Below are 339 nucleotides of genomic sequence, written 5' to 3' on the forward strand. Positions count from 1 at the left end.
TTCTATGCATATTGGCTGTCTATCGCGCTTAATCAGCACAACTTAGTTTTACTTAACCTAACTATTATGGTGCAATTTCTAACCTTTGATGACTAATTTTGTGGGCTCTCAGTGACACCATTCGCAAATCAGATACTTACTTGGTATCAGCAATACGGTAGGAAACACCTTCCTTGGCAGCAAGACAAAACAGCTTACAAGGTATGGCTATCAGAAATAATGCTACAGCAGACGCAAGTGGCCACTGTCATCCCTTATTTTGAGCGCTTTTTAGAACAGTTTCCTGATGTTAACTCTCTGGCTAAGGCTCATATTGATGAGGTGCTGCACCTTTGGACA

General features: G+C 41.3%; 1 pseudogene. It reads left to right on the top strand.

Annotated elements, in window-relative coordinates:
- Nucleotides 1–111 precede the first annotated feature (111 nt).
- A pseudogene (locus AB4585_RS24695) lies at nucleotides 112–339 on the top strand (A/G-specific adenine glycosylase); the annotation flags it as partial.

Source organism: Vibrio sp. 10N.222.49.C9 (assembly GCF_041474985.1).
Classification (GTDB): domain Bacteria; phylum Pseudomonadota; class Gammaproteobacteria; order Enterobacterales; family Vibrionaceae; genus Vibrio; species Vibrio crassostreae_C.